Below are 25,323 nucleotides of genomic sequence, written 5' to 3'. Positions count from 1 at the left end.
AGGGAGAGTGCAATGAGGCGGTGGATTGGGGCTGCATCTGCGGCGCTGATGGTGTTTGCGGCCATGCCGGCGCAGGCGGCCGACAAGGTCGTGCTGATGCTGAACTGGTACGTCTATGGCGAGCACGCGCCGTTCTATTACGGCAAGGCGAAGGGCATCTATGCCGCCGAGGGCATCGACCTCGAGATCCAGGAAGGCCGCGGCTCCGCTGCAACCACGCAGGCCGTCGCCGCCAAGACCGCTGATTTCGGCTATGTCGACGTGCCTACCATGATGCGCGCCGCGATCAAGGGCGCGCCCGTGATCGCGACCGGCGTGCTGCTGCAGACCTCACCGATGTCCGCCATGGGTTTTGCCGACAAGAACATCAAGAAGCCCGAGGACATCAAGGGCAAGACGGTGGCGATCACGCCGGCCGACTCCATGACCCAGATCTGGCCGCTGTTCCTGAAGAAGACCGGCCTCAAGGAAAGCGATTTCAAGACCGTCGCCGGCGACGGCCAGACCAAGCTCAACGCGGTCATCAACGGCCAGGCCGACCTCTTGCTCGGCTACGTCATGGACCAGTCGATGAAGATCAAGGACGCCACCGGCAAGGACGTCTATCCGATCAAGTTCGCCGACTACGGCATCAACATGGTGTCCTCCGGCATCATCGCCAACTCCGACTATGTGAAGGCCAATGCCGATCTCGTCCGCCGCTTCATGTCGGCGACGACCAAGGCGGTCGAAGCTGCCGAGAAGGAGCCGAAGGCGGCCGCGCAATCGATCCTCGATGCCAACCCCAAGGGCGGCAAGATCGAGACGCTGACGCAGGGCTTTGAGCTGACCATTCCGCTGTACCGGACCGCGGAAACCAGGAGCAAGCGGCCGTTCCAGGTCACCGACCAGAACATGACTGAGACGGTCAACCTGATGGTCGAATATGGCGGCCTCGATGCCAAGGCCAAGGAGAATCCGAAGGCGTTCTACACCAACGACTATCTGCCGAAGAGTGGCTCGTGAGGCAAACACTGTCATTCCGGGGCGCCCGCAGGGCGAGCCCGGAATCCCGAGATTCCGGGTTCGATGCTTCGCATCGCCCCGGAATGACGAGCATATCGTGGAGTGGACCTGTTTGAATGAACCCAGCAACCAAGATAGCTGACGTGCAGCCGGCCGCGCATCTGAGACTGGTGAGCGACCGGGCCAGCGATGCCTCGGGCATCAAACTGTCAGGCGTATCGAAGACCTACCGGACGCGCGACGGCGACGTGCCGTCGCTGCGTCCGCTCGACTTCCACATCAATGACGGCGAGTTCTTCGTCGTGGTCGGCCCATCGGGCTGCGGCAAGTCCACGCTGCTCAAGCTGATCTCGGGGCTGCTGCCGCCGACTACGGGCGAGGTGCTGGTCGAGGGCGAGAAGGTGACGAAGCCGCACGGCAATGTCGGCATCGTGTTCCAGAACGCGCTGCTGCTGCCCTGGCGCAACATCCTCAACAACGTGATGCTGCCGATCGACATGAAGCGGCTGCCGCGGCAGGAATATCTCGATCGGGCCAGGTCGCTGCTGAAGCTGGTCGGTCTCGAAGGCTTCGAAAAGAAGCTGCCCTGGCAGCTCTCCGGCGGCATGCAGCAGCGCGCCTCGATCTGCCGTGCGCTGGTGCATGATCCCAGGATCATGCTGATGGACGAGCCGTTCGGCGCGCTCGATGCGCTGACGCGCGAACGCATGAATGTCGAGCTGATGCGGATCCAGCGCGAGACCAAGAAGACCGTGCTGCTGATCACGCATTCGATTCCGGAAGCCGTGTTCCTCGCCGACCGCGTGCTGGTCATGACCGAGCGCCCCGGCGCAGTCGCCGCCATCTACGACGTGCCGCTGCCGCGCCCGCGCTCGCTCGACGTGATGGCCGACCCGGTGTTTACCGAACTCGTGCAACGCATCCGCAAGCATTTCTTCTCGCAAGGTGCATTGGACTAGAGGCGAGTGATGTTCTCCGGAGCCACCACATGCCCGGTGCGCTCCCTCCCCCGCCTGCGGGGGAGGGTTGGGGAGAGGGTGTCTCCGCAGGCGAGAACCTCGCAAAGGAGAAAACCCTCACCCGGCACTTCGTGCCGACCTCTCCCGCAAGCGGGAGAGGTGCACGGCCACCGCTGCGGCCGCACTGACGTCACCAACGATCATTCGGGTGCACCATGTCCCCGCGCCTGAAGCTGCGAGACATCGCCTTCTTCGAGCGACCCGTGCAGTTCGCGCGGCCGTTCCGCTTTGGCGCCGTTACCATCAAGGCGACGCCGCAGCTGTTCGTGCGGGTGGAGATCGAGGTCGAGGGCAGGGGCGTCGTGGTCGGTGCGGCTGCCGAGCTGCTGGTGCCGAAATGGTTCGACAAGCGGCCGGAGCTGTCGCCGGCACAGACGGTCGACGGCCTGCGCAGATCGCTCCAGATCGCGCGCGATCTCTATCTGGCGCAAACCGGTTTCCAGACGGCATTCGGTCTGCACGCCTCCTGCATCGGTGCCCAGGTCGCGGCTTGCGCGAAGGAGAACATTCCACCGCTTGCCGCAGCCTATGGCCCGGCGGAGATCGACAAGGCGATCCTCGATGGACTGCTACGTGCCACCGCGACCAGCTTCTTCGACGGCATGGCAGGTAACGTCGCGGGCATTGATGCGCGGCTTTCGCCTGATCTGAAGGACGCCGATCTCGCCACGTTCCTCGCCGGCCGAAGGCCGCTGCCGCGCGTTGCCGTCCGGCATACCGTCGGCCTTGACGATCCCATCGAAGGTCAAGGCGGCGTTGCCGATGCGCACGAGAACGCCGGTGCAAACTATTTCAAGCTGAAGCTGTCAGGCGATCCCGCCGCCGATGCCGCCCGTCTGGCACGGATCGGCAGGGAGCTCGATACGCTCCGACGCGAGACCAAGGTGACGCTCGACGCCAATGAGCAGTACGCCGATCTGGCCGCGCTGCAAGCGCTGATGGACCTGATCGATCGCGATGCCGCCTTGCGGCCGATCGCCTCGCACCTGCTCTATGTCGAGCAGCCGATGCCGCGCGACATCACGCGGCAATCGCCGTTGGGTCCGCTCGCCGCATACGGCTTCATCATCGACGAGGCCGACGATTCCTACGATGCCTTTCCGGCGGCGCGGGCGCTCGGCTATTGCGGCATGTCCTCGAAATCCTGCAAGGGGCTCTACAAGTCCATCGTCAACGCCACGCGCGCGGCGAAGTGGAGTGCGGCCGGCGAGCGGTTCTTCGTCACCGGCGAGGACCTTACCTGCCAGGCTGGCCTTGCCGTCCAGCAGGACCTCGCGCTGGGTGCCTTCATCGGCGTGACCCATGCCGAGCGCAACGGCCACCACTATGTCGACGGTTTTGGCGAAGCACCCGCCGCCGAAGCTGCGGCCTTTGCGGCGGCGCATCCCGATCTCTATGCCGATGATGGCCACGGCATCCGCCTCAAGATTCATAACGGCGATCTCCTGACGGGATCGCTCTACACAGTGGGCTTTGCGACGTCGGTCCATCCGGACTGGTCGGCGCTCCGCCCGCTCGAACAGCCAAGATCACTCTGGGAGCAACTAGCATGACCACCCAACGCCTCGGCCTCATCATGAACGGCGTCACCGGCCGCATGGGGCTCAACCAGCATCTGATCCGTTCGATCGTCGCGATCCGCGACCAGGGCGGCGTCCGCCTGAAGAACGGCGATCGCGTGATGCCCGATCCGATCCTGGTCGGCCGCAGCGCCGAGAAGGTCGAGGCGCTCGCCAAGCGCTACAACATCACGCGCTGGACCACCGATCTCGATGCCGCGCTCGCCGACAAGAACGACACCATGTTCTTCGACGCCGCGACCACGCAGGCGCGCCCGGGCCTGCTGACCCAGGCCATCAATGCCGGCAAGCACGTCTATTGCGAGAAGCCGATCGCGACGAATTTCGAGGAAGCCGTCGAGGTCGTGAAGCTCGCCAATGCCAAGGGCGTCAAGCACGGCACGGTGCAGGACAAGCTGTTCCTGCCGGGGTTGAAGAAGATCGCCTTCCTGCGCGACTCCGGCTTCTTCGGCCGTATCCTCTCGGTGCGCGGCGAGTTCGGCTATTGGGTGTTCGAAGGCGGCTGGCAGGAGGCGCAGCGGCCGTCCTGGAACTACCGCAGCGAGGATGGCGGCGGCATCATCCTGGACATGGTCTGCCACTGGCGCTACGTGCTCGACAATCTCTTCGGCGAGGTCGAGAGCGTGATGTGCATCGGCAACACCGACATTCCCGAGCGCTACGACGAGCAGGGCAACAAGTACAAGGCGACCGCGGATGATTCCGCCTACGCGACGTTCCAGCTCAAGGGCGGCGTGATCGCCCACATCAACATGTCCTGGGTGACGCGCGTCTATCGCGACGACCTCGTCACCTTCCAGGTCGACGGCACGCTCGGCTCGGCGGTCGCGGGGCTCACCGACTGCATGATCCAGGCGCGGCAGGCAACGCCGCGGCCGGTGTGGAATCCCGACGAGAAGCGGCTGCACGATTTCTACGGCGACTGGCAGAAGATGCCCGACAATGTCACCTATGACAACGGCTTCAAGGAGCAGTGGGAGATGTTCATCCGCCACGTCTACGAGGATGCGCCCTACAAGTTCACGCTGCTCGAAGGCGCCAAGGGCGTGCAGCTCGCCGAATGCGCGCTGAAGAGCTGGAGGGAGCGGCGCTGGATCGATGTCGCCCCGATCAAGGCCTGAGGAGGCAGACATGAACAAGCCCGTCCTGCCCAAGTCCGCTCCTTCAATGTCGTCATTGTCACTCAAGCTGCCGAAGGCCGATCGCTCGATCGAGACCTACCAGCTCGCGGCCTCGCGCACATTTCCCGCCAAGCTCGAGGGGCCATTGAACCGCATCGCGTTCTCGGCCGTGCATACGGTCGCCGATCCGTTCGCGGACAACGACCCCTGGCTCTCGGTCGCCGTCGACTGGGACAAGACCATCGCCTTCCGCGAGCATGTCTGGGACCTCGGCCTCGGCGTTGCCGAAGCCATGGACACCGCGCAGCGCGGCATGGGCCTGGACTGGCCGACATCGCTGGAGCTGATCACGCGTTCGGTCAATGCCGCAAAGCGCCGCAACGCTCTGGTGTTCTCCGGCGCCGGCACCGATCACCTCGCGGTGGAGGATGCCAAAAACCTCGGCGACGTGATCCAGGCCTATGAGGAACAGCTCTCGGCCGTCGAGAAGGTCGGCGGGCGCATCATCCTGATGGCGTCGCGCGCGCTGGCAAAGCTCGGTCGCAGCGCCGACGACTACGCCAATGTCTACAACCGCGTGCTGTCGCAGGTTCGTGAACCCGTCATCATCCACTGGCTCGGCGACATGTTCGATCCGGCCCTGGCCGGATACTGGGGCAACAAGGATCTCGACAAGGCGATGGACATTGCGGTGGCCATCATCAACAGCAACGCCGCCAAGGTCGACGGCGTCAAGGTCTCGCTGCTCGACAAGCAGCGCGAGATCGACATGCGCCGTCGTCTCGACAAGCGCATCAAGATGTACACCGGCGACGACTTCAATTACGCGGAGCTGATCGCTGGCGATAGCCAAGGTTTTTCGCACGCGCTGCTCGGCATCTTCGATGCGATCGCGCCGGCGGCATCCTACGCGCTGTCGCGGCTGGCGGCCGGCGACGAGGCCGGCTTCCATGACGTGCTCGGGCCGACCGTGCCGCTGTCGCGTCACATCTTCAAGGCGCCGACGCGCTTCTACAAGACGGGCGTGGTGTTCATGGCGTATCTGAACGGCCACCAGGATCATTTCACCATGGTCGGCGGTCAGGAGAGCACGCGCTCCACGCTGCATCTGGCCGAGCTGTTCCGTCTCGCCGACAAGGCCGGCCTGCTCGCCAATCCCGAACTCGCGACGCAGCGGATGAAGACCGTGCTCGCCATCCACGGCATCGAACCCTGATGCGTGATTTTTCGTCCGATCATCGCTGGCTGTCGCTGAACACGGCGACCGTCCGCAAGCAGGGTAATCTCGTCGAGATCATCGATGCCTGTGCCAGGCACCGCATCCGCGCCATCGATCCCTGGCGCGACCAGGTCGCTGCCGTCGGTCTCGATCGCGCCGCACGCGCGGTGCGCGACGCTGGCCTTGATCTCTCAGGCTATTGCCGCGGCGGCATGTTCACCTCTGATACCTCGCGCCGGGGCGAGGTGCGGGACGACAACCGGCGCTGTGTCGACGAAGCCAAGGCGATGGGCGCATCCTGCATCGTGCTGGTCGTCGGCGGCCTGCCGCAATATTCGCGGCCTGGCAGCGAAGCCTCGAAGGATATCGTGGCGGCGCGCGGGCAGGTCGAGGAAGCGCTCGCCGACATGCTCGACTATGCGAAGCAGGCAAAGCTGCCGCTGGCGATCGAGCCCTTGCACCCGGCCTATGCAGCTGACCGCGCCTGCGTGAACACCACGAAGCAGGCGCTCGATATCTGCGACCGGCTCGACCCGGGCCGCAGCGGCATGCTCGGCGTCGCGCTCGACGTCTATCACATTTGGTGGGACCCGGAGCTGATGAGCCAGATCGCGCGTGCCGGCAAGGATCGCCTGCTCGCCTTCCATGTCTGCGACTGGCTGGTGCCGACCAAGGACATCCTCAACGACCGCGGCATGATGGGCGACGGCGTCATCGACATCAAATCGGTGCGTCAGGCAGTCGAAGCGCAGGGCTTTGCCGGCTATTCGGAGATCGAAATCTTCTCCAACGACTGGTGGGGCAAGCCGATGGACGAGGTGCTCCGCACCTGCATCGCGCGGCACAAGACGGTGGTGTAGTTAACATCAGTGCGCCCCCGCGGGGCCTGCGATCTGTTGCGGCGCACCTTCTGGCGCAGCAGCAAGCCGGTGGGAGTACCACCAATGGTGAGGTGGACGCCCATCAGTCCCAGGCAGAATATCATCATCTCGATGCCGCAGCCGCGTCACAGTCTGCGCCAGATTGGATGTGGTGATCCGTGGCATCAACGATCAGCAGACGCGGCGGATGTACCCAGGCCTGTTGATCTCGAATGGCCCCGACGTGCAACCGTCGGGGCCATTGTTGTGATGATAGTCGAATTGACGGCGAAGAGCCGAATTCTCGCAATTTGTCCGCTTCGCGAATTTGCGGAAGCGGGCGGACTGGTCGCATATTCAATGACATGCCCGGACAGCTATTGCCGCCTCGAGTGAGGTCGCGAGAAGCTCTACAGCCATTCCGCAAAACTGAACGGATCGAGACTTAAAGCATGATCCGGAAAAGTGCGAAGCGGTTTTCCGGAAAGATCATGCGCAAACAACAACCTAAAGCGCGATGACGATTCATCCAAATCTCATCGCGGCTTTAGTGCTTCCCGCCGCCGGGACGGCATATCCGCCGCGGCTTGTTCGGCAACGTTGGCTTGATGGCAGCCCACGCCATACCTGTGAGTTCGTAGCATGATTCGAGCCGCCAGTTTGGGAACTTGAATCACGGCCTCAGGGCAGGCTCAACGTGTGGCTCGGCGGGAGGCGGTTGGACGCCGTCCGCTCGAAAGCAGACGCATTATGCCCAGATTGAGTTTTTCGAGTGTGACCCAACTCGAACATGTCCCCACGCCTGCGGAGTGGCTGATCGGGTTGCTACCGCCGCACCGGATTTATCCTTCAGCACGGCACCAGTGGCAGCATCACCGCTATTGCTATTTCGTGAATCTGGGCCTTGTGGATGTCGGCGGCGTTGGCGCCGCAGGCTGAAGATTGAACGTCAGCCAGACGTTCCAGCCCGCCGGCCGATTTTCATTGGCGAATTCGCCGTAGGCCTTCAGGTTCAGATACCCCTGCATGTCTCCAACTGGGAAAATGTAACCAACCTGCGGGCCGACGCCGACCACGCGCGACCGGAAGCAGCCGACGCGATCGCCGGAGCCGCTGTCGCAGCCGAGTTGCTGATAGAGGTAACCGACGAGGCCGACCTGCCACTGCTTGGTCAGGAATTGCGATGCGCCCCAGTCGAGGTGCATGTCAACGCCGCTTTGATATTGGGTCGAGGGGTTGACGAAGTTGTAGGTGAATCCCAGCACCGTCGAAAATTCATGCCCGGTCTTTGGATCGAAGTAGGTGTAGCCGCCGCCCGCGTCGATCGCCCAGTGCCCGATCCCCAAATTCGCCAGCCGGTTCGACTGGTAAGCGCCGGCCGGAAGATCGGCGGTAATGTACGTCATGTAATTGTTGACACCTGCATTCCAGCGCAGCGCGAACTGCGGGATCAGGTCGCCGAATGCAATGAGCGAGCTGTCGATGCTGTCAAACCGGGAGAAGGGGAGCGTTCCGCCGCCCGGTCCCGTCAATGTCCCAACGAGCGATCCCGCCAGCGACGTGGAGTTAGAGCCATAGGTCGCCAACAGGGTGGCAGAAGCCTGGCCGCCCAGCACAGGCGTCGCAAAGGTGTAAGTTCCGGCCACAAGGCCAAGATCCACGTTCGCATTGACGTTCGCGTTCACGGTGGCCGTCAGATTCGCGGGAAAGCGACCAAGCGTGATCTCGCGTGCCCGCGCGACGTCGCCGCCGGCGGAAACAGAGGTGTGATAGTAAACTGTGGTCACCGACCAGCCCGGCGCCTGCTGAGGCACGGCAGCGAGGCTACCAAAGAAGCCGGGTATCCAGAAGCTGATGCCATTTTCATCGGCGCGAGCCGCATTGGAGAGGAGAACGAGCAAGGCGGCGACTGCCGCCAAACCCGGCCGCAAAACGACACTAGGCCTTGGTATCAATTTCCTGCCCTTCATCGCGATCTCCCCTTTCACGGCCTGCAACGCACCAGAGTTGCGCGACCACAAATTTCCGAATCTCACTCGTTGCAAGACGACTCTTAACTTTCCGGGAACAGTAGAGACAATTGTGCTCGCAATTGCCAGTTTGGCGCGCCGGTTGGACGAACGACGTTGTAATAGCCGGCTATATTTGCACTCACCGGCTGGTCGCCAAGCTTGAAGATTCGACCAAAGCCGCCGCCAATCGGTACGGTCCACTGCTGACCCGGCGCTGCCAGCCAGTCTGCGGTGATCACCGGTGAGCTTGTCAGGTACCACCCGTGCGCCATGTTGTAATTGACGAATGGCTGCGCGAGAAATTCGTTCACGGGCGGGCGCAACGGGTTGCCGCCAACTGACCACTGGTTGTTGACCAGAACGCCGATCACCCAATGTCCGGGCGTCACGAGGGCAACGGCGGTCGGGCCGAACAACACCTTGCCTGTTCCGAGAATCGGATCGGTCGCGGACGGGACCGTAAAGACGGGACCGACACCCCAGATCAGAACGCCGGGATGGGTGGGGGTGAAAAAGAACTGCTGAGTAATGTCGCCAATTCCATTCGTGTTGTTGTTGAAGAACGGATTGGGTTGACTGATCACCGGCATGATGGTCCGCGAGATCACGTTCCAGTCCGCGTTGATGCGCAGCGGTATGACTGGCTGAATGTTGAGCACTTCCTGGGTGCGGTTGAACGGCCCGGCGTTGAAATTCGTATTGCTTTGGAACGGAACACTGACGAGATCGGCGATAGGGTTTTGCGATTTTTGGGCGAGGTCTTCATTTTCGGAAGGTTCAGCAGAATGCGCGGCTCTTGTCGGCGCGACCGTATCGGCAATGCCGCGCTCAAATTTGTAGTTTGCACCGAACTTGACCATTTGAAGGTCACGGTTCAACTGAATTGGCGGGACGGTGGGCGAAATCCAGCTTCCTAGCCCAATGTAATCGTATTCGAGTTTCAGCGTCCAATTCGGTTTGAATCCGTACTCGACACCCACTCCAGTCAGCCAGCCGGAGCTGGTGGTGGACCCCTGCCAGGTAACGCCGGGGAAGTTCAGCGTGGCATTGCTGTGCACCCAACCGCCGCCAAGCTTGGCGTAGAGGAGCCACTTATCCTCCACGAGGCCGACGCGGCCTGCCAATGTCCCAATCCAGTTGTGGCTGACCGAGCCGAGCGTCGGGGCCGGAAGCACGGGATGACCAAAAGTCGCCCCATCGAAATCACCTTCCGCACCAAACAAGAGATGGCCAGCTTGAAAATTGTAGCCGGCCTGAACACCACCGATGAATTCGGTGATGCCGCCATACAAGTTGTTACCTGGGATAGGCAGGCTGCCGCTGGTCCACGCTCCACCGAGATTTGCACCGAGATAAAATCCCGACCAATTGTAGGCTGGGGGTAAAGCGGGCGGAGCCTTCACTGGCAAGTCCGCGGCACGCGCTGTGAGACTTACGCAGACTGCAAACAAAGCAACGCTTGCAAGGAATGATTTCATGGAGCCCCCAAAGCGGGTAACGACGCTGCCAAATCTTCCCAATGCTGGATAGTCAACTACAAGGCGATGCTTTTGACTGTCTCCCCCCGGCCACACTCGGAGGAATTTCTCGGCCAGGTTGTCGCTTGCCCTAGCAGACCTGCTCTCGGCTCTCGCGTGGCCAAGCCCCAGCTCGGATCTATCTAGATCCATTCGGCGGGAACCGCTCCGCCTTGTTCGCCTGAGCCTAAAAGATCCAATACCGAAATGTGCGCGCGGGTGCTTAAGGCGGCCGGCATCCTTGCTCTTGTCATTGCAGCCGCTGCCATCGTCCGGCGGCAGGCAATGCCCGGTCGAGACCTCCGCAAGCCATGTCGGCTTCAGGTGCATGCAGGAAAGAGGCGACCTTGCTCGATTGATCTAGATCAACAAAGCAAGGTTGTGCCGCTGCGAACGTGCCACTGCTTCAGATGTTCGATCGGTCATGTTGACTGACTAAGATGTTAAGCCGCGCTCGTTCCCGGCAGAATCGACGCTAGGAAGCTGCCGAGAGAGTTTTGCGCGTGCCCCACGCAATTTTTTGAAACTCATTCGCTGGGAGCAGCGCATGCACGACGTTGGGGTTGCGGCAGGCCTACCTTTGTCGGATGGGCCCAGCGAGAGGGGTATGGTCTGGATTCCGAGCGGCACGTTTCGCATGGGCTCCGACAGGCACTACGCCGAAGAGGCACCCGTCCATCGCGTTTCGGTGAGCGGCTTTTGGATGGACCGGACGCCGGTCACCAATCGCGATTTCCGCAAGTTCGTCAACGCAACAGGCTACGTGACGTCAGCGGAGACGCGGCCTGACGCAAAGGACTATCCGGGCGCGCTGCCGCACATGCTCAAGGCAGGCTCGCTGGTTTTCACGCCACCGAAGCGTCCGGTCGATTTGCGCGACTGGTCGCAATGGTGGAATTTCAAATTTGGCGCCAACTGGCGCCGGCCATACGGCCCCCGCAGTTCGATCAGCGGCCTCGACGCTCATCCCGTGGTCCACATTGCCTATCGCGATGCCGAGGCCTACGCGGCATGGGCTGGCAAGGACTTGCCGACCGAAGCCGAATGGGAGTTTGCCGCGCGCGGCGGACTCGACGGAGCCGAGTTCGCCTGGGGCGACGAGCTCATGCCCGGCGGCAAGCCAATGGCGAATACCTGGCAAGGCGCATTTCCGTACGAGAATCTCAGCAGCGATGGTTACGCGCGAACCTCGCCGGTGATGGCGTTCCCGCCGAATGGCTACGGCCTCCATGACATGATCGGCAATGTCTGGGAGTGGACCACGGATTGGTGGTCCACCAGACATGAGCCCGATCCGGCCAAGGCGTGCTGCATTCCGCACAATCCACGCGGCGGGCGTGAGCAGGACAGCCACGATCCGTCGCTGCCCAGGATCAAAATTCCCCGCAAGGTTCTCAAAGGCGGCTCGCATCTCTGCGCGCCGAACTACTGCCGTCGCTATCGCCCGGCTGCGCGTCATGCGGAAGCGGCGGATACGTCCACGAGCCACGTTGGCTTTCGATGCATCATAAGGAAGGGAGCAAATGATGAGCGATGAGAAGGATAACAAGGCCCGCGACATGAGCCGCCGCAATGTTCTGCTCGCGACGACAAGCATTGCCGCCGCGTCCGCGTTGGGCACCGCTGCATCGGTTGAGAAGGCACTGGCCCAGGCGCAGCAGGCACCGAGCGGACAGCGGCCCAATATCGTCGTCATCATGGGGGACGATATCGGCATCTGGAATATCGGTGCTTACCATCGTGGCATGATGGCCGGCCGCACGCCGAACCTCGACAAGATCGCGGCAGAAGGCATGCTGTTTACCGATTACTACGCCGAGGCGAGCTGCACCGCAGGCCGGGCCAACTTCATCACCGGCGAGCTGCCGATCCGCACCGGCATGACCACGGTCGGTCAGGCCGGCGCTCCCACCGGCTTGCCGGCGGAGGCTGTGACCATCGCCACCGCGCTCAAAGGCATGGGCTATGCCACCGGCCAGTTCGGCAAGAATCATCTTGGCGACAAGAACGAGTTTCTGCCGACCGTGCACGGCTTCGACGAGTTCTTCGGCTATTTGTATCACCTCGACGCCATGGAAGATCCGGCTCACCCCGGTTATCCGCAGGACCTGTTGAACGTCGTCGGTCCGCGCAACATGCTGCATACGTGGGCGACCGATGTGGACGATGCCACCGTGGATCCGCGCTGGGGCAAGGTCGGCAAGCAGAGGATCGAGGACGCCGGCACGCTCTATCCCAAGCGGATGGAAACCGTGGACGACGAAATTCGGGATCTTGCCCTGAAGTTCATCGAAAAGGCCAAGGCCGACAACAAGCCGTTCTTCCTATGGCTCAATCCAACCCGCATGCACATCGTCACGCACTTGTCGCCGAAGTACCAGGCGATGCGCAATTCCAAGAACGGCTGGTCGATTCATGAAGCCGGCATGGCCCAGCTCGACGACGATGTCGGCATCGTCATGCAAAAACTCAAGGACATGGGCGTGGATGACAACACCATCGTCATCTTCACCACGGATAACGGCACCGAGGTCTTCACCTGGCCGGATGGCGGACAGACACCCTTCGCGCAGAGCAAAGGTACGGTCTTGGAAGGCGGCTTCCGCGCGCCGGCGATGATCCGCTGGCCGGGCAAGGTGCCGGCGGGCAAGGTCGAGAACGGCATCATCTCCGGGCTGGACTGGTTCCCGACCTTGCTGGCGGCTGCCGGCAACCCCAACATTGTCGAGGAACTGAAGAAGGGCAAGCACATCGGCGACCGCACCTACAAAGTCCATCTGGACGGTTACAATCAGATGGACATGATCACCGGCAAGGGACCGTCGGCCCGGCACGAAATCTGGTACTTCGGCGAGAGCGAGCTTGGGGCTGTGCGCATCGACGACTTCAAGTACCGTTTCATCGACCAGCCAGAGGGGTGGCTCGGTGCAAAGACCAAGGTTGACGTTCCCTACCTGATCAACCTTCGCCTCGATCCGTTCGAGCGGACGGGATGGCCCGATAGCGGGACAAAATACGGCGCGCAACAATACTTCGACTGGTTCAAATATGAATTCTGGCGCTTCGTGTTCGTTCAACAGGAGGTCGAGAAGCTGGCCATGACCGCGATCGAGTTTCCGCCGATGCAGAAGGGCGCGAGCTTCAACCTCGATTCCGTGAAGGCGAAAATCGAGGCGGCCAGGGCGGCGATGGCAAAATAGCCTGGATTCATGATCAGCATGGCGGGGCGGCCTCTTAGGCCGCCCCGCGCAGCACCGGGGGAAGTGTCTCTTCCTGGTCCCTCGCGACATTTGCCGCGGTTGCACAAAGCGGGCGATGGCCGTTCAGTGAAAAGTCAGACGATTGCGCTGTCTTCGATTCACCGTCAAACACCGGGCTATCACTTGCCAATTCGATCTGCGAAGCTGTGGCAGCATAAATGCGCTTGCAAACAAGCAAGCTGCGTAGGGAGGTCCGCAGTGGATAAAGTGCGACGCTTGCGTGCGATGAGCTCACTGCGCCGCCAACAGGCCGCGTACAACAGCATGAACAAATGGAAGCTGCTCGCAGAAGCAGAATACTGGGATCATCTGGCCGATCTCGAGTTGTCTTCTCACTTCCAGCAACGCAACGCCGTTGTCTCGAGTGAGGTCGAGCAGTCTCAATCGATCACAAACGCGAATGATGCTGGGCGGAAGACGATTTCCGCCGCGTGAGGTCAGAACGAGGCTGTCGTATGCGTGCCGCAGCACTCTCACAGAGAGCCGCGGCGGCGACGTGCACGATCTCGTCGAGCTTTGCAGCAAGACGATTGCGTCACCTGACGTCGTTCACGGCCCTGCGACCTGTTGCAGCGTGTTGAAGCGCGCCTTCTGCTCGCTGCTCAGCGTGGCGTAGAACTCGTCCAGGGCCGGCTCGACCAGCTTGGCGGCCGTCAGCATGGCCTCGAGCCGGTGCTGCATCGCCTCCAGCCGTCCAACCGGCGTCAGCGGTATGTCGTTTGGGCAGGCCGCCTGCAGGCCTTCAACGCCCTTGGCTGTCGCGTCACTGAGGCGGTCGAGCGCCTCCTTCTGCTTGCCGGCGGGGTGGAGCACAGCCTCGATTCTTTGGATCGGTAACTGCGTCAGGCCGGACTTCGGATCGCCGCAGCCCTCGGCGTTGGCTTGCTGCTGTGGCGAGCGCTCGCCGACATTGGGACCGAGCGCGTTGAAGCGGGCCTGCTGCTCGTCGCTGAGCGAGTTGTAGAAATTCTCAAGTGCCGGCCGCACGATCTTGACGGCTTCCAGCGTCGCGCTGATGCGGTTCATCATCGCGCGCAGGCGGCCAGGCGGAGTCAGGGCATAGGTCTCCGCGCAGGAGTCCTTGAACACACCGGCAGCGTTGGCCGCCGCGGCCTTCAACTCGTCGAGCAGTGCGCGTTGCTCCGCTGTCGGCCGCACGGCCCGCGCGATGTCGGCAAGCGGCCAGGCGGTCACGCCTTTATCCGGTGTGCCGCACAATTGCTGGAGCGTTCGCGGACTGACGCTGGCGCGCTGGCGAACGCGGCTGCCGCCGGCTTGCGGGTAGTCCTGCGGGTTGATGCTGGCATAGGCGGAATAGGGGCCGTCACCACCCCAGAACACCGTGTCGACGAAGTCGTCATACGCGTACGCCCAATAGCCGGGTTCGTAGGCATAGGACCAGAACGTGTAGTCGAAAATGTCGGAATAGGCATAAGGCCAGAACACGGGCCCAAGCCAAGCCACGAACACGGCGGGATGGCGATGTCGCCAGGCCTGCCGGGGAGCCCAGCCGCTCTGGCGGGTGGTGAGCGCCGCCTGGGCTTGCGCAGGGGCCTGCTCGCGGAAGCGCTCGGCAAACCGTCCGCGCTGGACGGCCTGGGCAGCGGCCGCGATCGCCGGCGCCCGCCCGGTCGGAGCTTGCAGTCCAAGTCGCTGCTGGCGCGTCAGGTCACTCTGCTGCGCCCGCTGTTCACGGCTCAGCAAGCGGCTCTGCGCCTGGAGCATCCGTTGCTGCTGGCGCAACGCCCGCGCGCCTTCCGGTTTCTGCGATTGGAGTTGCTGCACGCGCTGCTGCAGGCGATCGATGCGGGCCTGACGCTGCGTCGTTTGGCGCGCCAGCATCTCGCGCTGCCGCTGCTGCACGATCTGTTGGCGCTGCTGGATTTGTTGCTGGCGCTGTTGCGCGCGCTGTTCGATCTGATCGCGCCGCGACAGCCGCTCGCTCGCGGCCGGCGGTCCGCTGGGCCGCGAGGGAGCCGCGATGTGCGGCGTCGGCCGGGGAGCCATGGCCGGACGTTGCGGTGCTGCGGGCGCCCGATGGAATTCGGGCCGTGGCGCCGCCACGTGCGGGGCCGCCCGCGGCGGCGGTGCAGCGAAATGTGGCGCCGGGCGCGGTGGCGGTGAGGCAATATGCGGCGCGGGATGTGGTGCCATCGCCGGCCGCTGCGGCATGGCCGGGGGATGGAACGCCGGCGCGGCGGGACGCGCCATGGCTGGCGGCGCCGCTGGACGGGCCATGGCCGGTGGTGCTGCTGGCCGTGCTGCCGGCGCTGCGGCTGGGCCGGGTGGCCCGCCCCTTCCATGTCCCTGGCCGGGTCCTTGGGCGAAGGCACTGATGCTCGCCGTCAGCATCAAGGCACCAACTAAAACCGCCGTCAGGCAAACGCCACGCGGAAGCATGATTGTCGCTCCCAGCTCGTATTAGCCCACGACCTTCAACGCACGGCTGGCGGAATCGTTCGTGGTTGGCCATCGCCGGCATTGCGATCTTCCGACGCAGGCAGTCTCAAGAGAGATCCTGCGTCAGGGTGGTTGCGAGCCGCTCCAGCGCCCAGTCGACCTGGTCGCTGGTGATCACGAGCGGCGGAGCGATGCGGATCGTTTGCTCATGAGTGTCCTTGGCGAGGATGCCCTTGCGCTGAAGCGCCTCGCAGTAGCGGCGAGCGCGGCCGGCCTCGGGATGCAGCTCGACGGCCAGCATCAGGCCGCGCCCGCGCACCTCGCGGATCGTGTTGGCACGAATGCCTTTCAAGCCTTCCAGGAAGCGCGCGCCTTGCCTCGCCGCGTTCTCGATCATGCCTTCCTCGACCAGCACGCGCATCGCCGCGCGCGCCACCGCGCAGGCAAGCGGGTTGCCGCCGAAGGTCGAGCCATGCTGCCCGGGCCTAAGCGTGCCGAGCACGTCGTTGTTCGAGAGCACGGCCGAGACGGGATAGAAGCCGCCGGACATGGCCTTGCCGAGCAGCGTGACGTCCGCCTCGATACCCTCGTGCTGTTCGGCGAGCAGCTTGCCGGTGCGGCCGAGCCCGGTCTGGATCTCGTCGAGCACCAGCATCACATTGTTGGCGGTGCAGAGCTCCCGCACTTTGGTGAAATAGCCGGCTGGAGGAATGACGACACCGGCTTCCCCCTGGATCGGCTCGACCAGAAAAGCCACCGTGTTCGGGGTGATTGCCTCCTCCAGCGCCGCGGCGTCGCCGAACGGGATGATCTTGAAGCCCGGCGCGAACGGCCCGAAATGCGTGCGCGTCTCGGGGTCGGTTGAAAAGCCGACGATGCCCAGCGTGCGTCCGTGGAAATTGTTGGCGCAGATGATGATCTCGGCCTGGCCGTCCGGCACGCCCTTCACCTCATAGCCCCATTTGCGGACCGACTTGATCGCGCTTTCGACCGCCTCCGCGCCGCTGTTCATCGGCAACACCTTGTGGGAGCCGGTGAGCGCCGCGATTTCTTCGTAGAACAAGGCGAGCTGGTCGTTGTGGAAGGCGCGCGAGGTGAGCGTCAACCTGTGCGCCTGCTCGACCATCGCCGCCAGGATCTTGGGGTGGCAGTGGCCCTGGCTGACCGCGGAATAGGCCGAGAGGCAATCGAGATAACGGTTGCCTTCGGTATCCCAGACCCAGACGCCTTCGCCGCGCGACAGGACGACCCCGATCGGCTCGTAATTGCGGGCGCCAAAGCGTGCTTCCGTTGCGATGAAATCAATGACCGACGAGCTCATCTGTCGTCACTCCGTTGCGGCGCGCGGTGGCTGGCAACCGACTGCACCGGCGGCCTCAGCATGATTTGGGTATCAGCCTGCCGCCCTGGAAGCCTTCATGCGCCAATGGCGCGGCGCGGCCCGATTTGCTCGCAAGGTCAGATAGTTCTGCGGAACCCACAGGGCGTCCCTCGTCGACCCGGCCCCTACTGTGCATGGGGTTGTTTTCGATATTATTGTTGTTGGCCCTCACCCGATCGAACAGGGCACGCTCAAAAACCCGCGGAACCGCACCCGTCCGCCCCGCACCGGCTGGCCGCTGACGGCGTAGTTCGGGAAGCGCGCCAGGAAGCGTGAGATCGCGATGGCTCCTTCCAGCCGCGCCAGCGCCATGCCGGCGCATTGATGCGCGCCGGTGGCGAAGGCGAGGTGCCGGTTCGGCGTGCGCGCAACGTCGAAGCGCTCGGGGTCGGCAAACTGCGCGGGGTCGCGGTTGGCCGCGCCAATGCACAGCGTCACCGAGGTGCCGGGCTCGAGCATGACCCCGCCGAGCTCGACCCGCTCCGCGGTCATGCGGTTGCCGAGCTGGTTCGAGCTCTCGTAGCGCAGCATCTCCTCGACCGCGGTCTTGATCATGTCAGGGTTGTGGATCAGGCGCTGCTTCTGGTCCGGATGCCGGTGCAGTGCGACGAGGCCGTTGCCGATCAGGTTGGTGGTGGTCTCGTGGCCGGCATTGAGCAGGAAGATGCAATTGTGCAGCAGCTCCTTCTCGGTGAGCCGCTCGCCGTTCTCCTCGCCCATGATGAGACGCGTGAGCACGTCGCGGTCGGGATTGCCGGGCTTCGCGCGGCGGCGCGCAACCAGTGTTTCCAGATAGGCGAGGAAATCCGTCACCGCCTTGTTGCCGCGCGCGGCGACTTCCGGCGACACCACCGGTTCGAGCGCACCAAGGATCGCAAGCGACCAGTCGCGCAGCGGCCCGCGTTCGTCATGGGGAACGTCGAGCAGGTTGCCGATCACCTCGATCGGGATCGAGGCGGCAAAGTCGTCGATGATCTCGCAAGAGCCCCTGGCGGCGATGGCGTCGAGCAGGCCGTCGACCAGCTTGACGATGTCGCCCTCCATGCCCGCGATCGCGCGCGGCGACAGCGCGCCCATGATCAGGCGTCGCACGCGGGTATGCGCCGGCGGGTCGTTGAAGACGAGGCTGGTGGTGTGATGCTCGTAGAGCGGCGTATCGCCGTATTTCGGCGCGAACTCGCGCTTCTTGTCGGAGCTGAACGACTTGGTGTTCTTGTAGGTGGTGACGAGATCGTCATAGCGGGTCAGAAACACGGTGCCGTTGCGCAGACGCTTGACCGGCTCGTTCTCCCGCAATGCACGATAGGTCGGATAGGGATTGTCGTAGAATTCCGCCGTCAATTTCTCCAGATCGAAATTGGCCGCCAGTTCTTTCGCACTTGCGTTCATCCGCCATACTCGCCGGTTGAGACCGTTATGCTGTTTTCGCTCTTTCGAGCGGCTCGGCTCACCGTCTACAGTCGTGCCGTGATTTGCAAGCCGACCGGACAGGAAAATGCACGCCCGCGCTGACGCTGCCGACACGGCCCCGAATTGGCCCGACGATATTTTCGCGACCTTGCAACGCTTCGACGTCCGGCAGGTGCCTTACGTGCCTGACGCCGGCCATTCCAGGCTGATCCAGCGCGTGCTGGGTTCGTCCGCCATGCGCGGCATTCCGCTGACGACGGAGGAGGAGGGCGTCGCCCTTCTCGCCGGCGCCTGGGCCGGCGGCCAGCGCGGCGTCCTGCTGATGCAATCGAGCGGCGTCGGCAATTGCATCAACATGCTGTCGCTGATCCCTATCCTGCGCTTTCCGTTCCTGACGCTCGTGACGATGCGCGGCGAATGGGGCGAGTTCAATCCCTGGCAGGTACCGATGGGCTCGACCACGCAGGGCGTGTTCGAGCTGTCCGGCGTTCAGGTGCTGCGCGCCTTGAACGCGGCCGAGGTGCCGGCCGTGATGGAGGCGGCCGCCGCCCAGGCCTACAACGCACTCACGCCCACCGCCGTCCTTTTGTCGCAGCGCCTGATCGGGGCCAAGGTGTTTACCAAATGAGCAAGGCCAATCTCCTCGATCGCCGCCAGGTGGTCGCCGCGCTGCTGGCGAACCGCAAGGACCTCGTCGCGATCGGCGGCTTGGGCGCCTCGACCAACGACATGTGCGCGGCCGGCGACCACGCCCGCAACTTCTATCTCTGGGGCGGCATGGGCGGCGCTGCGATGATCGGGCTGGGCCTCGCGCTGGCGCAGCCCAAATTGCCGGTGCTGGTCATCACCGGGGACGGCGAAATGCTGATGGGGATGGGCAGCCTTGCCACCATCGGCCTGCAGAAGCCGTCCAACCTGTCGATCGCAGTGCTCGACAACGAGGCCTATGGCGAGACCGGCGGCCAGACCAGCCACACCTCCGCGGCCGCCGACCTCGTCGGCGTCGCCAAGTCCTGCGGCATCCAGGACAGCCGGGCTGTGACCACCATGGCCGAGGTCGAGGCCTTCGCCAAAGCGGTCCACGACGTCTCCGCCGGACCGCGCTTTGCCAATGTGAAGATCGACAACGCCAGCCTCGAGCGGATCCTCCCGACCCGGGACGGGACCTACATTCTCAACCGGATCCGCGGAGATCTCGGCTTCCAGCCCATCTAGGCCGGACCTGTCCATCCCGGCGCAGTCACCATTCTGCACGTGACCCGTGCAGGACGGACCGATTTCCACTGATTTTACAACACATCTAGGTTGCGGCGCAGCATTCTGCTTGACTTTTGCGTGGGTGAGTGCTTACTCACTAACATGAGCTCATTGCGAATGACGAGCGACCTGAGGCGTCAGTTGATCCTCGGTGCCGCAAAACGCTGCTTTGCACGGCACGGGTATAACGGCACCACGACCAAGAGCGTGGCGGCCGCCGCTGCCATTTCCGAAGCGCTGCTGTTCAAGCACTTCCCGTCCAAGGCGGCGCTGTACGCCGAAATTCTCAGCGACGAATGCGAGGCGGATCCGGCGCTCACCGAGTTGCTCGAACGGCAGCCGTCGACGGCGACGCTGGTCGAGCTGATCCGTGGCATGGTCGAACATTTCCTCGAGATCGCCGACGGGCCCGATCAGGAGGAGGCGCAGCGGCTGCGACTGATGGCCACGAGTCATTTGGATGACGGCGAATTCGCCCGTTTGCTATACGCCAAGATCGAGACGCTGATCGGGGCGGTGTTCGTCACCTCGCTCGAGCGCGCGGTGGCCGCCGGGGACGCACGGCCATTCAGCGGCGATCCGCTCAACCTGTTCTGGTTCGCGCATCACACGGTGATGACGGCGGCGCTGACCAGGCTGCCGGCCACGCCCTGTCTCGCCTACGGCAAGGCTGACGATCTCGAGCGCCAGCTTTGTGAGTTTCTCCTGAGGGGTATCGGACTTAACGACGCCGCAATTGCTTTGCATCTGGGCCGCGCTTTGGCGCCGGGTGCGGGTGAGGCGGCGATTGCAGAAAGCGCATGACATGAACATCGTAGCTGAACACAAGATATCGGGCGAACCGATCGACAAGGCGCCGAAGCGGCCCGTGAAGCCGGTCCGCTGGTTCATCATCGTCAGCCTGCTACTGAGCCTGCTCGTCGGCGGCCTCGTCTGGTTCAACTATTTCCGCGGCCAGATGATCAAGCAGTTCTTCGCCAACAACAAGCCGCCGCCGGTCGCCGTCAGCGCCGCCGAGGCGAAGTCGGAGATCGTGCCCAACCTGCTCACCGCGGTCGGCAGCCTTGTCGCCGTGCACCAGGTCGACGTCAGCGCCGACGTCAACGGCCGCGTCACCGAGATCAAGTTTGAGCCGGGCACGCGCGTCGAGGCTGGCACGCCGCTGGTGCAGCTGTTCGATGCGCCGGAGCAGGGCGATCTCGCCAATTACAAGGCGCAGGCCACCGTCGCGCAGCTCTCGCTCGACCGCGCCAAGCAGCTGGCCTCGCGCCAGTTCGGACCGCAGGCGACCGTCGATACCGCGCAGGCCGCCTACGATCAGGCGCAGGCCGGCATCGCCAAGACCGAAGCGCTGATCTCGCAGAAGCTGGTGCGCGCGCCGTTCTCCGGCGATCTCGGCATGCGCAAGGTCGAAGTCGGCCAGTATCTGACGGCTGGCACGGCGATCGTGTCGCTGACCGATCTGTCGGAGCTGTGGGCCAACTTCACGGTGACCGAAAAGGATTCCGGCAGCCTCAAGGTCGGCCAGACCGTTCGGCTGAAGGTCGACGCCTATCCGGGCCGCACCTTCGAGGGCAAGATCACCACGATCGAGCCGCAGATCGCCACCGACACCCGCAACATCCGTGTGCAGGCGACGATCGCCAATCCCGAGAAAATCCTCAAGCCCGGCATGTTCGTGACCACCACGGTGGTGCTGCCGGAGAAGCCGGCGGTGATCACCGTGCCCGAGACGGCGGTGGACTACACACTCTACGGCGACTCGGTCTTCGTGATCACCGAGAAGAAGGAAGAGGACGGCAAGACCAGCCTCTCAGCGGTGCGCACCTTCGTGCAGACCGGCAATCGAGTCGACGGTCGCGTCGAGATCATCAAGGGCGTGAAGCCCGGCGACAAGGTCGTCGCCGTCGGCCAGCTCAAGCTGCAATCTGGCGCGCCGGTGTCGATTTCGACCGATCCGGCTCCGGCGATCCCGGCGCAGCCGCCGCGCTACTGATAACATCCTCACGTGATCCGGCCCGGCCGGATCACGTCTCTTGAGACAAAGAAATCGAGATCGCCGCGATGGCCTTTACCGATATTTTCATCAAGCGCCCGGTTCTTTCGGTCGTCGTCAGCCTGCTGATCCTGCTGATCGGTCTGCGCGCGGCGATGGTGCTGCCGATCCGGCAATATCCGAAGCTGTCGAACACGGTCATCAACATTACGACCGTCTATCCCGGCGCGTCCGCGGACCTGATCCAGGGCTTCATCACCACGCCGATCGAGCAGGCGGTCGCCTCCGCCGAGGGCGTCGACTACATCACCTCATCCTCGGTGCTCGGCACTTCGACGATCCAGGTCTACATCAAGCTGAACTTCGATCCGAACCAGGCGCTCACCGAAGTTCTGGCGAAGACCAACTCGGTCAAGTACCTGATCCCGAAGGAATCCAACGACCCGATCGTGACCAAGACCACGGGCCAGACCACCGCCGTTATGTACCTCGGATTCTCGTCCGAGGAGCTGTCGGGCTCGGCGATATCAGACTATCTGACACGCGTGGTGCAGCCGGTGCTGTCGACCGTCGACGGCGTCGCCTCGGCCGATATTCTCGGTGGCCAGACCTTTGCGATGCGGCTGTGGCTTGATCCCGTAAAGATGGCCGGCCGCAACGTGTCGGCGGCGGACGTTGCCGCTGCCATCCAGGCCAACAACTTCCAGTCCGCGGCGGGTCAGACCAAGGGCTATCTGATCGTCTCGAACGTCTCGACCAATACCGGCCTGACCGACGTCAACCAGTTCAAGAAGATGATCGTCAAGGCCAAGGACGGCGGCTTCGTGCGGATGGAGGATATCGCCACCGTCGAGCTTGCCGCCCAGAGCACGGATGCGAGCGTCGCCTTCAATGGCGAGCACGCGATCTTCATCGGCGTGCAGGCAACGCCGCAAGGCAACCCTCTGACGCTGGTCAAGGGCGTGCGCGCACTGTTCCCTGAGCTCGAACGCAACCTGCCGCCGTCGATGAAGATGAAGGTCGCCTACGACTCGACCAAGTTCATCCAGTCTTCGATCGACGAGGTGGAGAAGACGCTCGGCGAAGCCGTGATCATCGTGATCGTGGTGATCTTCCTGTTCCTGGCCTCGCTGCGCTCGGTCATCATCCCGGTCGTTACCATTCCATTGTCGATGATCGGCGTCTGCACCCTGATGCTGGCGCTGGGCTTTAGCTTCAACCTGCTGACGCTCCTGGCGATGGTGCTCGCGATCGGTCTCGTGGTCGACGACGCCATTGTCGTGGTGGAGAACATCCACCGCCATCTGGAGGAGGGGAAGACACCGGTCCAGGCCTCGCTGCAAGGCGCGCGCGAAATCGTCGGTCCCGTCATCTCGATGACGATCACGCTGGCCGCGGTGTATGCCCCGATCGGCTTCCTCGGCGGACTCACCGGCTCGCTGTTCCGCGAGTTTGCCTTCACGCTCGCGGGCTCGGTGATCGTGTCGGGCGTGATCGCTCTGACGCTGTCGCCGATGATGTGCTCTGTGCTGCTGAAGAACACCGAAGAGGGCCGTTTCGCCAAGCTGGTCAACAAGGTGTTCGGCGCGATGACGCGCTGGTACGGCCGCAGGCTCGACCGCTCGCTCGACTACAAGGCCATTACCGGCCTGTTCGCGGTGACGATCCTCGGGCTCGTCGGCTTCCTCTACATGCATACCTCGAAGGAGCTGGCACCCGAGGAAGACCAGGGCATCGTGTTCGCGGTGACCAAGGCGCCGAAATACGCCAACATCGACTACGTCGATTACTACGGCGAGAAGCTCGACAAGGAATTCCAGAAATTCCCCGAGACTGATCTGCGCTTCGTGCTGAACGGCATCAACGGCCCGCAGGGCGGCATTGCCGGCATGCTGCTCAAGCCCTGGGAGGAGCGCAAGCGCTCATCGATTGCGCTGAAGCCGCTGGTGCAGGCCGAGCTCTCCAAGATCGAGGGCGTGCAGGCGTTCGCGTTCAACCTGCCGCCGCTGCCGGGCGGACCGGGCGGCTTGCCGGTGCAGATGGTGATCAACTCCACCGCGAGCTTCCAGACGGTCTACGAGCAGATGGAGAAGCTGAAGGACGCCGCGCGCAAGAGCGGCATGTTCATCGTCTCCGACAGCGACCTCGCCTACAACCAGCCGAGCGTGGAGGTCACGATCGACCGCACCAAGGCGCAGGATCTCGGCATCAACATGCAGAACCTCGGCTCCACGCTCGCGGTGCTGCTGGGCGGCAACTACATCAACCGCTTCAACCTCGAGGGCCGCTCCTACCAGGTGATCCCCCAGGTGCCGCGTGGCAAGCGGCTCTCGCCGGAATCGCTCGGCGGCTACTATGTGACCACCAACACCGGCCAGCAGCTGCCGCTGTCAACCGTGGTCTCGATCAAGACCCGGACAGACCCGAACTCGCTGACCCACTACAACCAGCTCAATTCGGCGACGTTCTCGGCAGTGCCGATGCCCGGCGTGACCATCGGTGCTGCGGTTGACTTCCTCGAAGGCGAGGCCAAGAAGCTGCCGCAGGGGTTCAGCCACGACTATCTGGCGGACTCGCGTCAGTACGTGCAGGAAGGCAATCAGCTCGCAATCACCTTCGGCTTTGCGCTGATCATCATCTTCCTGGTGCTGGCGGCGCAGTTCGAGAGCTTGCGTGACCCGTTCGTGATCATGATCTCGGTGCCGATGGCCATCGTCGGTGCGCTGATCCCGCTGTTCTTCGGCGCTGCGACCATGAACATCTACACCCAGGTCGGTCTGTTGACCCTGGTTGGCCTGATCACCAAGCACGGCATCCTGATGGTGGAGTTCGCCAACGAGCTCCAGGTCAACGAGCGGCTCGACCGCCGCTCGGCGATCGAGATGGCGGCCCGCATCCGCCTTCGTCCGATCCTGATGACCACGGCTGCGATGGTGACCGGCCTGATCCCGCTCTTGACGGCGTCGGGCGCGGGCGCGGCCAGCCGATTCTCGATCGGCCTGGTCGTCGTCGCCGGCATGTCGATCGGCACGCTGTTCACACTGTTCGTGCTGCCCGCCGTGTACGTTGTGCTGGCGACCGACCATCGCGCGGCGGCCGATTCGGAGCGGAACAAGCAGGTCAACGCGCTCGACCTCGACGCCAAGGCGCTGCGGCCGACCTGAGGCGGCGGACAATCGAACGAGGAGAGAAGGGCGGCAACGGCCAATCCGTTGCCGCCCTTTTTACGTCCCGATCGCGGCGTCCGCCCTAAGGCTTAGGGCGAGCGTGAGAGACAAGATCGGGC

The 25,323-nt window shown here is 63.4% G+C and carries 19 protein-coding genes; 14 read left to right on the top strand and 5 right to left on the bottom strand.

Features of this window, described 5'->3' with window-relative positions; translation table 11 throughout:
• The first annotated feature begins 12 nt into the window (after nt 1-12).
• The 6 genes from ACVWY3_RS18885 to ACVWY3_RS18860 all read left to right on the top strand — a co-directional run bounded on the left by ACVWY3_RS18885 (nt 13) and on the right by ACVWY3_RS18860 (nt 6,804).
• On the top strand, nt 13-1,005 hold the full coding sequence (locus ACVWY3_RS18885; protein ID WP_456839822.1) for an ABC transporter substrate-binding protein: 993 nt from the start codon (nt 13-15) through the stop codon (nt 1,003-1,005).
• Nucleotides 1,006-1,121: 116 nt separating this feature from the next.
• Entirely contained in the window at nt 1,122-1,964 is an 843-nt protein-coding gene (locus ACVWY3_RS18880) for an ABC transporter ATP-binding protein (protein WP_456839821.1), read from the top strand.
• Nucleotides 1,965-2,179: 215 nt separating this feature from the next.
• Nucleotides 2,180-3,577: a hypothetical protein gene (locus ACVWY3_RS18875; RefSeq protein ID WP_456839820.1), complete on the top strand. Its 1,398-nt coding sequence runs from the start codon at nt 2,180-2,182 to the stop codon at nt 3,575-3,577.
• Nucleotides 3,574-4,725 carry a Gfo/Idh/MocA family protein gene (locus tag ACVWY3_RS18870; protein ID WP_456839819.1) on the top strand — a complete coding sequence of 384 codons (1,152 nt, stop codon included), beginning with the start codon at nt 3,574-3,576 and terminating at the stop codon, nt 4,723-4,725. The genes ACVWY3_RS18875 and ACVWY3_RS18870 overlap by 4 nt, the downstream gene beginning before the upstream one ends.
• A 10-nt stretch (nt 4,726-4,735) precedes the next feature.
• The gene (locus tag ACVWY3_RS18865) at nt 4,736-5,941 is read left to right on the top strand and encodes a dihydrodipicolinate synthase family protein (RefSeq protein ID WP_456839818.1); all 1,206 of its coding nucleotides are present in this window, start codon (nt 4,736-4,738) and stop codon (nt 5,939-5,941) included.
• Nucleotides 5,941-6,804, top strand: a complete 864-nt coding sequence (locus tag ACVWY3_RS18860) for a sugar phosphate isomerase/epimerase family protein (protein WP_456839817.1) — start codon at nt 5,941-5,943, stop codon at nt 6,802-6,804. The genes ACVWY3_RS18865 and ACVWY3_RS18860 overlap by 1 nt, the downstream gene beginning before the upstream one ends.
• A gap of 884 nt (nt 6,805-7,688) precedes the next feature.
• On the opposite strand, the gene ACVWY3_RS18855 is transcribed toward ACVWY3_RS18860, so the two are convergent.
• Together ACVWY3_RS18855 and ACVWY3_RS18850 are read right to left on the bottom strand one after the other, a co-directional pair.
• Nucleotides 7,689-8,774 carry a SphA family protein gene (locus ACVWY3_RS18855; protein WP_456839816.1) on the bottom strand — a complete coding sequence of 362 codons (1,086 nt, stop codon included), beginning with the start codon at nt 8,772-8,774 and terminating at the stop codon, nt 7,689-7,691.
• 83 nt (nt 8,775-8,857) lie between these two features.
• Nucleotides 8,858-10,294, bottom strand: a complete 1,437-nt coding sequence (locus ACVWY3_RS18850; protein ID WP_456839815.1) for an outer membrane protein — start codon at nt 10,292-10,294, stop codon at nt 8,858-8,860.
• Nucleotides 10,295-10,880: 586 nt separating this feature from the next.
• Between ACVWY3_RS18850 and ACVWY3_RS18845 the strand changes: the two genes are divergently transcribed.
• The 3 genes from ACVWY3_RS18845 (at nt 10,881) to ACVWY3_RS18835 (ending at nt 14,028) form a co-directional block, all read left to right on the top strand.
• Nucleotides 10,881-11,870 (top strand): formylglycine-generating enzyme family protein, encoded by a 990-nt coding sequence (locus ACVWY3_RS18845; RefSeq protein ID WP_456839814.1) that lies wholly within the window; start codon nt 10,881-10,883, stop codon nt 11,868-11,870.
• Nucleotides 11,860-13,533, top strand: coding sequence for an arylsulfatase (locus ACVWY3_RS18840; protein ID WP_456839813.1), 1,674 nt, complete (start codon nt 11,860-11,862; stop codon nt 13,531-13,533). The genes ACVWY3_RS18845 and ACVWY3_RS18840 overlap by 11 nt, the downstream gene beginning before the upstream one ends.
• Nucleotides 13,534-13,791: 258 nt before the next feature.
• On the top strand, nt 13,792-14,028 hold the full coding sequence (locus ACVWY3_RS18835) for a hypothetical protein (RefSeq protein WP_456839812.1): 237 nt from the start codon (nt 13,792-13,794) through the stop codon (nt 14,026-14,028).
• Between the two features lie 114 nt (nt 14,029-14,142).
• Here ACVWY3_RS18835 and ACVWY3_RS18830 read toward each other — a convergent pair whose 3' ends face one another.
• From ACVWY3_RS18830 to ACVWY3_RS18820, 3 genes are all read right to left on the bottom strand, one after another.
• Complete coding sequence (locus ACVWY3_RS18830; protein WP_456839811.1) at nt 14,143-15,600, bottom strand: Spy/CpxP family protein refolding chaperone; 1,458 nt, start codon at nt 15,598-15,600, stop codon at nt 14,143-14,145.
• Nucleotides 15,601-16,099: 499 nt separating this feature from the next.
• A complete protein-coding gene (rocD, locus tag ACVWY3_RS18825; protein ID WP_456839810.1) occupies nt 16,100-17,314 on the bottom strand; it encodes an ornithine--oxo-acid transaminase in 1,215 nt (404 codons plus the stop codon).
• A 228-nt stretch (nt 17,315-17,542) separates the two neighbouring features.
• Entirely contained in the window at nt 17,543-18,763 is a 1,221-nt protein-coding gene (locus ACVWY3_RS18820; protein WP_456839809.1) for a cytochrome P450, read from the bottom strand.
• Nucleotides 18,764-18,869: 106 nt separating this feature from the next.
• On the opposite strand from ACVWY3_RS18820, the gene ACVWY3_RS18815 reads away from it, so the two are divergent.
• The 5 genes from ACVWY3_RS18815 (at nt 18,870) to ACVWY3_RS18795 (ending at nt 25,201) form a co-directional block, all read left to right on the top strand.
• Nucleotides 18,870-19,412, top strand: a complete 543-nt coding sequence (locus ACVWY3_RS18815; RefSeq protein WP_456839808.1) for a phosphonopyruvate decarboxylase — start codon at nt 18,870-18,872, stop codon at nt 19,410-19,412.
• Nucleotides 19,409-19,999 carry a thiamine pyrophosphate-dependent enzyme gene (locus ACVWY3_RS18810; RefSeq protein ID WP_456839807.1) on the top strand — a complete coding sequence of 197 codons (591 nt, stop codon included), beginning with the start codon at nt 19,409-19,411 and terminating at the stop codon, nt 19,997-19,999. The genes ACVWY3_RS18815 and ACVWY3_RS18810 overlap by 4 nt, the downstream gene beginning before the upstream one ends.
• 159 nt (nt 20,000-20,158) lie before the next feature.
• On the top strand, nt 20,159-20,845 hold the full coding sequence (locus ACVWY3_RS18805) for a TetR/AcrR family transcriptional regulator (protein WP_456839806.1): 687 nt from the start codon (nt 20,159-20,161) through the stop codon (nt 20,843-20,845).
• A gap of 1 nt (nt 20,846) precedes the next feature.
• Nucleotides 20,847-22,037 (top strand): efflux RND transporter periplasmic adaptor subunit, encoded by a 1,191-nt coding sequence (locus ACVWY3_RS18800; RefSeq protein WP_456839805.1) that lies wholly within the window; start codon nt 20,847-20,849, stop codon nt 22,035-22,037.
• 68 nt (nt 22,038-22,105) lie between these two features.
• A complete protein-coding gene (locus tag ACVWY3_RS18795; protein ID WP_456839804.1) occupies nt 22,106-25,201 on the top strand; it encodes a MexW/MexI family multidrug efflux RND transporter permease subunit in 3,096 nt (1,031 codons plus the stop codon).
• Nucleotides 25,202-25,323 lie beyond the last annotated feature (122 nt).

The sequence above is a fragment of the Bradyrhizobium sp. USDA 4486 genome (assembly GCF_054057995.1).
Note: the sequence above shows the minus strand (reverse complement) of the source record. Positions and strands in the feature narration are given on the sequence as shown.